We start from the raw sequence: 10,936 nt of genomic DNA, 5'->3' as shown, positions 1-10,936 counted from the left end.
GCCTTCAGGGTGGCCAGCTCCTGGATGTTCATCTGAATGCCGCCATCCCCATTGATTGAAATTACCTGCTCGCCGGTTGCAAGACTTGCACCTATTGCACCTGGAAGTGAATATCCCATCGGTGCCATGGCTCCCGGAAACAGATACTGTCCAGGTCTTTTGGATTTCATCATAAGTGTTGTCCATGTGGTATGGCTTCCTGCATCTGAAACAATGATGTCATCACCAAATTTTTCAAGAATCCTTTTGATTGCAGCTTGAGGTGCGAGATCATCATCAAGGCCGTCAATATGTACGGTATCATCGATTTGTAAAATTTCATCCAACCAGTTGACCCTTTTGAATCTGATTTGACCTAGAAAGTCTTCGACCTTACCATGGATTTGACAGTCCCCAACCAAAACATCCTTGTTGAGATTGACATGTATAAGATTGTCGGGAATTTCCGGAAGTGTCCTTTCACTGCCCTTAATTCCCAAGGCGATAATGCAGTCTGAATTTTCGAATGCATATTTTCCCCTTGGTGTTGAAGAGGTTTTTCGGATGAATCAATCAGCTTTTGAGCGTCACCTATTTGGGACATGTCATCCTCACACAGATAACACAAATCAAAGTCCTGGAAATCCTCGCTTGAAAGCACGTCCTTTGAAAGGTTAATGTGAATCGGCCCTTTAGGCATTGTCTTAAGCTCATAAATGGCTGCCTTTAAGGCATAAATGGCTTCGGTACCATTGAGAGGATTGTATGATGCTCTTGTAATGTGCTTGAATGTATCAAAGACAGGAAGTGACTGGAAACGGTCCTTGCCTCTGTATTCAAGGTCATTGTCTCCTGTCAAAACCAGAATTGGAACATTGTCCTTGAATGCTGTAGCCAGCGCCATGGCTGTGTTATATGCTCCGGGAGCAGCTGTTGTAATGCAGACTCCGATTTTTCCGCTTGACCTTACATATGCATCGGCGGCATGTGCGGCGGCCTGCTCATGGCGTGTCAGTATGTGGGTTATTTGAGATTCTGAAAGTGATTTGTAAAGGGGCATTATCTGCTCGCCAGGAATTCCAAAAACATGCTCAATTCCCTCTTCGGCAAGTATTTCAACCATCCTGTCGGAGACATTCATTTTTCAGCCTCCTGATAGGATCCATTGTACTCACCGGAGCCTTCAACAGGAAATACGACTGCCTGAGCAATCCTGTCGCCTGATTTTATCTTATATTCATATTCCCCATGGTTATAAATCATGAACATCAGTGTTCCGTAAAAGCCGGGATCTCCCACTGCAGTCTGAACTGAAATGAATGACCTTAAAAGTGTTGAGCGTGGCAGATAAAGCATTGTATATCCTTTGGGAATTTTGATTTTCCTTTTGATGCTAGCCAGATATGCGGTATGAGGCTTTAATGTGAATATTTCACCTTCCATTTCCCTTATTTCAGGCAGGGTTTTTTCATTGTCAATGAGTGAGCCTCCAGACTCCTGAGTGTATATTCTGTCAAGTTCCAAATCTATTCCGGAAGGCTGCACCAAATCAGCAAAATCCGGAAACAGTTTAACGAGTTCCTTTTCACCGAGCATAAATATCAAAACCTTATAATAATCTATATATACTATCTATCTAATAAATTTTAATTGGTGATAAATATGCCTGTAATTACAATAGCCGGAAATAACGGAATAACAGTAGAGAAAAAAAGAGAAATGGTTAAAAAAGTATCCGAAATTGTCGCTGAATCATATGGTTTGCCTGTAGAGGCAATAACAGTCCTGGTTCAAGGCTATGAAAAGGAAGACATTGGAGTGGCCGGTGAACTTTTAAGCGACAGACAATAATTGTTTTTTGAAAAATGGGAAATCCGTCTGGAATTTCCCATAAGTTCAAACCAAAAAAGAACTTGGTATTTTAAACAAATACCATATAAATATTAATAGATTGCACTATTTAATTTTTTTTATAGACTTCGCCCCGTTTTTCAACAAGACCCATGTCAATGAGGCTTTCGAGATTCTTACTTATTTTATCTTCGAAATTTTTGGATTTGTAGCGAATCAGTTTTCTTTTAATCTCATCGAAGGTTGCTTCACCGTCGATTGCATCATAAACGCTTTTCTGAAACGGAGTCATATTGAAAACTATATCATTTAAGGGGTCTTTTTTGATATCGTTGAGATTCCAGTTTTCATCACTGGCAGTGACATTGAACTCCATTTCCAGATCGTCTATGCTATCCTTAAGCAAATCCAAGTGAGGGTAATGTGCAAGACCGTGTTTATGCTTAGAGATTTTTGCTAAAAACTCCTCTAAAACTTTATCTACGTCAATGTCAGGACTGTCAAAGGAATCAAGTACATATACCTTATCGTCAATGACCTTAACGACCTTGTAGGTACTGGTTTCCTCGTCAAACTCGATTTGGTTAAATTCATTGACGTTCCAGCTGTTGTCCATGAGGAAATTCCTTACAAACTCCGCATCTTCGAGCCTGTCATAATATCCGAAGATATAGTCATCGCCTGCAATCTGCTTTTTGATTATGAATACGTCAAATACCCTTGCGATGTTGAGGCCATACCTTGAGTTGTTCGGATTTCTCCTGTGCTTTTTAATCAGGTTTTCTACAGTATCTTTACCGGGTTTCTGTTTGTATTTGGCCAGAACATGAATCCTCTCTTCATAGACTGTCAAAATCAGGTAATTGTCATCCTTTTTAAGAATTTGAGGGGTTTTGTCCAAATTCCAATCGTTGTCGATTAAAAAATCCCTAATGAAAATTGCATCGTCCAAATCAGCTATTTTTGCATAGGTTTTGGAGCTTTTGACTATTGTGCAGGATTTTTTGTTTTGTCTAATGTATTTTTCACTCATCAATTAAATATTGGATTTTATAATAAAAAAAGATTAGAGATTAACTCGAAAAATGCTTTTAAAAAACCATACTATTAAAAGGATATTGTAAAAAAAAGAAAAATAGGAAATTTAATCCCTATTTTTTAACGATAACTGTTTTTTTAACAGTATCTTTAGAGTAACTTGCCTGATAAGTTACTTTTTTGCCGACCTTAAGGCCTGAAGTTTTAAATGTTGCCTTTGCAATGCCTTTTGAATTGGTTTTGACCTTTAAGGTTTTGCCGTTGAATTTGAATTTGACGACCTTGTTTTTAAGCAGGGTTTTGCCTTTTTTAAGTTTGGCTGTCAATACCACATTTTTGGCTGATTTTTTAACTGCAGCGGATTTCAGTGTGATTACATGGACATAGACTGTTTTGGTTGCCTTTGATGATTTATAGCTTGCTGTTATTTTGTGTTTTCCTGCTGCCAGTTTGACTGTTGCAAATCCTTTTTTATCAGTCTTTACCTTTTTGGTCTTTTTGTCAATCTTGAATGTCACCTTGGTGTTTTTGGCAAGCTTGCCGTTAATGTAGACTTTCATTTTTGCGCTTTCACTGGTAGTCTTGACGCCAGTCAGTTTGATTGACGGTGAAACGTCCACGGCAGAATATACAGTTGTATTATATCCGTTTTCTCCGATATATAATGCATCAACGTCATAGTATCCTACCTTGAAGTTTTTAAGAGGCAAACTAGCTTTTCCGTCCTTAAGCTCTACTGTGATGTTTTTGCCGTCCACCATGAATATTACCTTGCCCTTTGCTTGTTTAACGGTTTTAAGGACAATTGATTTGTCATCACCGCAATTGATTACTCCCGGAGTTATGATGTCCGGATATATGTCAATCAATGTGTTTACATCACTTACGTTAAAGTCTGAGGCAGTGTATCTTGCAGAAACGTTATATTGTGCAGGGATTAGATTTTTGACTGTTATAACTGCAGATCCGTCAACCAGTTTTGCTGTCTTGAACAGCTTTGAGTTGACATATACCTCAAGACTGCCTTCGGCTGATGGAGGAAGTGTGAGGCCAACATCAAATTCGGTGTCCCTGAAGAAATCGGATGGAACCATGATTTCATAGTGGATGCTGAAGTTTTGTTTAATTGTATAGTTATAGTATTTTTCATCACCAGGATAGTAGAATTCAACTGTATGGTTTCCTTCATCAAGTTTTGAGACATCCAGTTCTATCCATCCTGAATTGTCGATTTCAAAGTCTGTGCATCTTACTCCGTCGATGGTTATGTTGATTAAATCCTTTTTGAAGTCTTCCAAAACAATTATGACAACCTGGCTATCATCGCCGTATACAAAAGATCCGAAGCCGAACATTTCCACATAATAGCTTACATTGATATGGGCCTTTTTTAATTTGCTGAATTTGGTTGCATTATACTCCACTTCAATTATATGTTCTCCGCAGGTTACATCCTTGAAAAGAGAGTATAAAAACTCACCGCGCTTATCCAGCTTACCCTTAAATACCGGTTTATTATCTATATAGACAGTGACAATACCATCAGTATTATTGAGGATTTTTGCACTTATACAGTCATCATGGTCCAAAACTACGTTTCTTGGAATCTGTATAACCATATCAACCACTGTAAAATTGAAGGTCTTGTTGAATTTCCTGTAATAGCTGTCGCCGGCATAAACCACTGTCACGTTGTGATTTCCCAGCTCAAGTGTGTTGAAATGGCTTGCGTTCTGGATATTGTACTGGCGGGAAGTGAAATTGAATGCAAATTCACCGTCGATATATATCCTCATCTCGCCGTTGGCTGACTCAGGCATGTAGAATGAAACATATCCCTGAGGGTCATCTTTCAGGATTTCTTCAGGAAAACCATGAATAGTAATGTTCGGGGCAACCTTCATGACCTTCAGAGTATGGTTTGAAGGGATTAAAACGTTGTCAAAGAACAGATTGATATTATATGTGACGTGGTCTGTGTTTTTGTTTACAACAAACAATGATATTGCCTCTTTCGGTATTGTAATCGGAATCCTGACCGATGAGGACACATTCTCGTTGTAGAATTCCACGTCATTTATTGTTGCTTTCAGATTGCCGCTGGTATTTTGTGGCAATTCAACGCTTATTTCACCCAAATCCTCCTCATAAACAGATTCATTGAATGATACCTTAATGTCATCGGCCACCACTGTGCTGTCGTCTGTAATGTTGTCTGAAGCGCTTATCGGGCTTATAAGACAGATGGCCAATGCAAAAATTAAAACTATAATAATCTTTGATTTCAAAATTTTCACCTTAAACTTGCATTGAAGATATATATGTAAAAAGTAGTATATGTCTTTAAAGTTTTTAAAAAATAAAAAAATGCCGAGAAAATCCAGCTATTTCATAAAATTTTACAGACTCAAAAAAAAATAGAAAAAAGTAAGAATGAAAATTCTCACTTATTTAACTGTCAATTTTACAGAAGCGCTTGCATCTTCGTAAGTTTTATCACCGGCAACACTAATTTTAGCAATATATTTGCCTTTTTTATTTAAATTAGTTAATTTGAAGGTAACTTCTCCGTTTTTGGTGTTTCCAGTGTAGGTATTACCATTGACTTTGAGTTCAACCGTTTTAGGGCTTAAATACATTTTACCATCCAAACCTTTGATTGTGGATAGGGCAACTGTGTATTTTTTGGTTTTGGTAGCAACCTTATAGGTTTTTTTGCCAGCGCTGATTGTGATTGGTTTTTTGTCCAGATCAACACATACACATGCAAATGCATTGGTGTAGTTGTCATCACCTGCAAAGTTGAATGCCATTGTGTATCTTCCTGCCCTTATCATGTTGAGCTTGTACGGTTTGAAGCTGCCGTTTTCGTAGGTTGTTCTGTTGTAGATTTTATTGTTTACTGCAAATTCAATGTATGCATTGGATAACGGTTTGCCGTTTGCATCAAGCAACTCTGTAGCATAATGTATTCCCTCTTCTCCAGCTTTACCATCTACTGCATATCCATTAAGGGTTATTGCACGGTCTGAGATGTTGAATTGGGTTGCGACTTTAACGGCAGTTGGAACGTCCGGACTGTTGAGTTTAAGGGTTGTGTTAATGCCAGTTATGTTGTCATTGCCCGCATAGCTGATTGTGATTACAGCACCGTTTTCACCTTTGACTGTGAATTTACCGTTTGCATCTGTGTTTACTGTGCCTGCATTGCCATTTACTGTGTATGCAATAGGAGCTGCTGCGATGGCTTTGCCGTCCTCATCGACAAGGACAATTGAAACTGTCTGATCATCACCTATTGTGATTTCACTTAATTCAGATACTTTTTTGACTGCAGGTTCTGTTCTGTTGGTGTTGATGACAGCTGTGCCGTTAACCAGTTCAACAGGATAATCAACACCGTCAACGGTTATTGTTGCATTGTTCTTTTCTTTTGCCATGACGAAAACACCTACGGTGGCATTTGCCTTATCATAATTGGCATCTCCATCATAATCAACTGCAATAGCATTATAGCCATCTGACAAATCGGAAAGCTCTACACTGGCTTTACCATTGACCAAATTAACTTCTTTGCCGTTGACTTTAACCTTACCTGTTGCACCGGCAACATTGACATTGACGGTTAACGGATCTTTACCTGTGATTTCAACATCCATAACAGCCTGTTTTTTGGATACGGCAAGTTGAGCTGTTTTGGATTGTTTTATGAAACGTTCATCACCATTGAAAGACACATTAACATCATAATTGCCTGCTTTTAAATCTGAAATGGTAAGACTTGCTTTTCCTTTGTTTAACTGCAAATCATATTTATCATCGCCAATAGCAACAGTTACGTTACCGACTGACAATACTGGAAGTGAAATGTCAATCACCGCATCTTCACCTACAGCTATCTCATCTGCACTGACTTCCATTTTCGGGTCAAATCTTTCGTCAAGGCCATAGATTATACTATTGAATCCTTCAAGGTAGTTTCCATAGTTTCCTGTGTAATTGACCAGGTAATCGTAATCTCCTGCAGGAAGGTCTGCCGGCAGGTTAATGATGATTGATCCATTAACGTCATATTCCTTTACAATGTTTTCAGGATTATCCAGGTCAATTTCCCATATATTCGGTTGAATGGTCAATATGGCCTTACCGGTTGCATCATCAGGCAGTTCAATGAATACCCGGTTATTGTCATCATCGAAAACATATCCCCATTTAGCTTCTGTTTTTGTCGGATTGACATAGAAATCATGGCCTCCCTGATATCCCGGACCGTCATCAGATTCGTGAATTGCACGGATGTGGTAGCAGCCTAATGTTAAATTATCAAAAGTATGGCCTGCAGCACCATCGACGAGTGGAATTTCAAATTCCCCTAATAAAATATGGTTATCTTCTATATCGTTGAATTTGTCCAGAATCCTATAGAGGGTTAGATACAGCACCCCTTCATCATTATCCCGTGCAGTGAATGTGACTGTTTTGTTATCGCCTAAAACGAGAGACTCTTCACCCCAGTCCATACCTTCACCTTCAACAACCCAAAGGTACATATCCTCATCATCCACATAATAATCATCACCGATATAGGATGCAACTACTCTATATTGGCCAGCCTTTAAGTCTTTGAAGGAATAATATGCCCTACCGTTTACCAGAGGGATTGTTTTTTCATCCAATGGAGAATAATCACTATAGTCCTCATAATCATATTCTTCATCCAGAACAACTATCTTCATACTGCCTTTTGCATCATCGGGCAACACTAAAGTAATTCCAACGTCAGTTCCCTCTACAACATCCCCTTCAGGATAATCAAAGGATGCGCCTGTATTAAATGTGAACTTTTGGTCTTTTGCAGGATACAGCTCATCGCCTGCATACTGGACTACAACATCATGACGGCCAAATGCAAAATCGGATGATACACGTATATTTTGATTGCTTGGATTATATTCCCAATCCTGAACTTTACCGTCAACAGTTATGGTCAAATCACCATTTCCAAGATATTGCGGTGGAATAATGGATATTGAAGTATTTTTTCCGTAAACGGAGTCTGCACTAAAAGCGAAAACATAATCAAAATCAACAATATTGCTTTCAGATACGCTGCCATATTTGTCATCATTGACTGTTACAGTTACATTATGGATTCCACGTGCAACATCAGACAGGGAAATGTAGTGGGAATTGTATGCTTCATCTGCAAAATCAACAGTCCTAAGTTCCTCACCGTCTATAGAAATTACATAGTTTCCTGTAGAATCATCTGAATATCCGATATATATTCCTATAGGCATGCCATTTTCATTTTCATAATTTTCTATAATTTCATCAGGAATCCTCACCATTGCAACGACAACATTGAATTTTACTGAATCAGAAGAGTTCTTTTGAGTGTCGCTTACAAAGTCGAGTGTCAATGTGTGTTCACCAACAGTTAAGTTTTCAGCACAAAATGAACAGCTATCGTCATTTATGCCAGGTACGGTTCTGTCAACCACTTTTCCATCAACTTTCAAGATCAATTCACCATCAGCATACCCCGGCAAATAATAATTAACGTCTTGAGGATAATTATCTTTTATCATAATCTCTTTAGGATAATCTGCGATTTCCACATTAAAATCGAAATCATCTACAACATAAAGTTCATAAATGCTTTGCCATTCGTAAACATCGTTTTGATAATGAACATCAAGATAATATTCTCCGCTGAACAAACCCGCCAGGGAAATTTTAGCCTGGCCGTTTTCAATGTCTGCAAATCCAATATTGTGTTCATAATCATCGGATTCATAGGATACACTTACACTACCATCAGCACCTGTAACTTCCACAACAACATATGAATCATCACCAGCAATAATCGCTTTTGGAACTGTTACTTTTGGTTCGACTGTAACATATTCATATAAATATTCAACTTCATAGTTACCGGTGAAATTTGCATAAATACTATTCTCCCCTGTAGGCAAATCGGTTAGTGAAACCACAGCTTTCCCATCTTTCATATCATCACTGCCGATTTCAACATCTCTTGAAACCCATTCATCCCCATTATATCCTTCAAAGTGAGAATATACTGTCAGTTTACCGGTTGCATCATCAGGCAAAGTCAATGAAACGTCCACAGTTCCATCTTCCATATGGTCAGAGATGATTCTGCCGATGACATCTACAGTCTGAATATCTGAATATTCAGCGAAATCTTCATCACCGGAATAATACACTCCTATTTCATTATTTCCAAATTCCAAATCCGGCACTTCAAATACCCATTGACCGTTTTCATCATCATAAATTGATTGATACCTGTTCCCCTTGAATGTAACTACAACATCACTCCTTATATCATAAGGGGCATTGTAAGATATGAGATTTTCCCCATATACCACATAATTATATAAATTAATTTTATACTGAGTATTGTTTAAAAAATAGCTTTCCTCTTTTACGGTGTCTGAGTATATGTCATCTTCACCAGAGGCATAATTTGCCTCAAAGACATGTTCTCCAAATTCATCAATGCTGCAGTAATAATAAAAGGATCCTTCATAGACCCCGTCACTGTGTTGCTCCTCACCATCAATATATAGAGAAACATCCCCGTTTGCATTTTCAGGAACGGATACTGAAACCGTGAAGGATTCACCGTAAAAAATTTCATCAGGTATTGAAATGTTCATAGGCACTTCACTACCATCTCCAATCACATCACTGCCACTGTTTTCCTCAACAGCTGCGATGCCTATTTCATCAACCGGAGATCCAATGATTTCTCCGGCATCATCACTCACCGTAAGATTTCCTGCCTCTTCGGCAGCACTAACGGCACCTAGCGTTATAATCGCCAGTACAAATATACTGACTAAAAAAATATTATTTATCTTCATTTTTAACACCAATAATGTTTAAATTAAACATTGATATGAGTTATATCAAACATATTTAATATATTTAATGTTAAAATGAATTATTTTAAAAAATAAGCAATATATGTACATGTTTAAAAAAAAATAGAAAAATTAATGGATATTTTAAAATTTAAAATGCATTTTTGATAGTTTCATAGAAAAAAGTTGTAATATATTATACCTTCCAGGAGATTTTAAAGGCATCTGCCTTTTGAGAGGTTTTCCAGTTTAAAAAAAAATAGTTGTGTTTAGGTTTTTTGACAATCGCAATTACAATGTCACCGGTGATGGTGCAACATTGAAAAAACCATCAAAGAGAGGTGCATTTCAAGTGTAAATGCTTAAAAGAGCTATAATCATTAAAATAAGCTTAAATTCAGATTTTTAATCTGACCGTTCTTGAATTTCTGAAACTGATATGGTGGATTTTTTAAAGGACAAATGTGTTGAAAATTCCGACTTACTCGCAGGAATTTCCCATACAGTAACAACATTAACGCTGCCCAATCGTGCATTTGGATTTAAATTGAGCATATTTTATGAAAAACAGTGAAAATTGAGCTGAAAATTATCCTAAAATGATATAGTGTGATTTATACTGCCAAAACGTGAAAATCACTTTAAATTCTCTTTTATGAATCCAATTTGATTGTTATTTTCAAATAAAATAAATACGATTTGGAAATTTGTGAAATAATCTAAACATCACTTGCCTGAATCATATAAAATTCAGCATAAATTTTTAAAGAAAATCGGGAAATTTTAGTTCGAATCCTGAAATTCATGCTGCATTTCACATTGACCCCTGCAAAATTGAAACCTGACTTCACCTTGAAAGTGACATAGCAAACTCCATCTCTGGAAAATGTTGAAAATGAAATTCGGTTAAAATGATGAAAAGTTCAACTGATTTTAAAAGATCTCCTGCAAAAATCATCATTTTATGAAATCCCAGTTAAAGTTGGTGCAATTGAAATCAGGACCTTAAAAGCACTTTTAAAAGATTAAAATATTTCAAAAATCAGAAATATGAAAAAATTCGCTGAAACGTGAAACTGTTTGAAAATCAAAAATAATATCAAATCGTACAATATGTTTTAAAATCATCCAAACTTCAAATGATGATTTAAACTAAAAACAGCCATTTCCAA

Annotated in this window: 8 protein-coding genes; 2 read left to right on the top strand and 6 right to left on the bottom strand. The window is 37.2% G+C overall.

Going from position 1 to position 10,936, the window contains the following annotated elements; all coding sequences use genetic code 11:
* The 3 genes from QZU83_RS09170 to QZU83_RS09160 form a co-directional block, all read right to left on the bottom strand.
* On the bottom strand, positions 1–401 hold a 401-nt coding region (locus QZU83_RS09170; RefSeq protein ID WP_295611649.1), incomplete at its 3' end, for a thiamine pyrophosphate-dependent enzyme.
* Entirely contained in the window at positions 356–1,120 is a 765-nt protein-coding gene (locus tag QZU83_RS09165; RefSeq protein WP_295611646.1) for a thiamine pyrophosphate-binding protein, read from the bottom strand. The genes QZU83_RS09165 and QZU83_RS09170, both read right to left, overlap by 46 nt.
* On the bottom strand, positions 1,117–1,575 hold the full coding sequence (locus QZU83_RS09160) for a deoxyuridine 5'-triphosphate nucleotidohydrolase (protein WP_295611644.1): 459 nt from the start codon (positions 1,573–1,575) through the stop codon (positions 1,117–1,119). The genes QZU83_RS09165 and QZU83_RS09160 overlap by 4 nt, the downstream gene beginning before the upstream one ends.
* Positions 1,576–1,641: 66 nt before the next feature.
* Between QZU83_RS09160 and dmpI the strand changes: the two genes are divergently transcribed.
* The gene (dmpI, locus tag QZU83_RS09155; RefSeq protein WP_295611641.1) at positions 1,642–1,830 is read left to right on the top strand and encodes a 4-oxalocrotonate tautomerase DmpI; all 189 of its coding nucleotides are present in this window, start codon (positions 1,642–1,644) and stop codon (positions 1,828–1,830) included.
* A 109-nt stretch (positions 1,831–1,939) separates the two neighbouring features.
* Here dmpI and QZU83_RS09150 read toward each other — a convergent pair whose 3' ends face one another.
* The 3 genes from QZU83_RS09150 to QZU83_RS09140 all read right to left on the bottom strand — a co-directional run bounded on the left by QZU83_RS09150 (position 1,940) and on the right by QZU83_RS09140 (position 9,764).
* Entirely contained in the window at positions 1,940–2,863 is a 924-nt protein-coding gene (locus QZU83_RS09150; protein WP_295611639.1) for a hypothetical protein, read from the bottom strand.
* 118 nt (positions 2,864–2,981) lie between these two features.
* Positions 2,982–5,156, bottom strand: a complete 2,175-nt coding sequence (locus QZU83_RS09145; RefSeq protein WP_295611636.1) for a hypothetical protein — start codon at positions 5,154–5,156, stop codon at positions 2,982–2,984.
* A gap of 159 nt (positions 5,157–5,315) precedes the next feature.
* Entirely contained in the window at positions 5,316–9,764 is a 4,449-nt protein-coding gene (locus QZU83_RS09140; RefSeq protein ID WP_295611633.1) for a hypothetical protein, read from the bottom strand.
* 442 nt (positions 9,765–10,206) lie between these two features.
* Between QZU83_RS09140 and QZU83_RS09135 the strand changes: the two genes are divergently transcribed.
* Positions 10,207–10,338: a hypothetical protein gene (locus QZU83_RS09135; protein ID WP_295611629.1), complete on the top strand. Its 132-nt coding sequence runs from the start codon at positions 10,207–10,209 to the stop codon at positions 10,336–10,338.
* Positions 10,339–10,936 lie beyond the last annotated feature (598 nt).

Origin of the sequence: uncultured Methanobrevibacter sp. (genome assembly GCF_902771435.1) — an archaeon.
In the GTDB taxonomy this organism is placed as follows: Archaea; Methanobacteriota; Methanobacteria; order Methanobacteriales; family Methanobacteriaceae; genus Methanocatella.
Note: the sequence above shows the minus strand (reverse complement) of the source record. Positions and strands in the feature narration are given on the sequence as shown.